Below are 281 nucleotides of genomic sequence, written 5' to 3'. Positions count from 1 at the left end.
CACACTACCATCGGCGCTACGGCGTTTCACTTCTGAGTTCGGCATGGGGTCAGGTGGGACCACCGCGCTACAGCCGCCAGACAAATTCTTTACTAAGTGCCGAACTTTAACCGAAAAACTGGTGCTGATACCCAGAGTCGAACTGGGGACCTCACCCTTACCAAGGGTGCGCTCTACCAACTGAGCCATATCAGCACACTAAATTTGATGCCTGGCAGTTCCCTACTCTCGCATGGGGAGACCCCACACTACCATCGGCGCTACGGCGTTTCACTTCTGAG

The 281-nt window shown here is 54.8% G+C and carries 1 tRNA gene and 1 rRNA gene; both read right to left on the bottom strand.

The features are described 5' to 3' along the window. Positions 1 to 81: ribosomal RNA gene (gene rrf, locus OGY04_RS00035) — 5S ribosomal RNA — on the bottom strand; the annotation flags it as partial. A 38-nt stretch (positions 82 to 119) separates the two neighbouring features. Continuing rightward, positions 120 to 195: transfer RNA gene (locus tag OGY04_RS00030), tRNA-Thr, on the bottom strand. Positions 196 to 281: the final 86 nt, after the last annotated feature.

It is taken from the genome of Citrobacter sp. Cpo091, assembly GCF_030332645.1.
Taxonomy (GTDB): domain Bacteria; phylum Pseudomonadota; class Gammaproteobacteria; order Enterobacterales; family Enterobacteriaceae; genus Citrobacter; species Citrobacter portucalensis.
The sequence above is the reverse complement of the archived record's forward strand: the minus strand, read 5'-3'. Positions and strand labels throughout refer to the sequence as shown.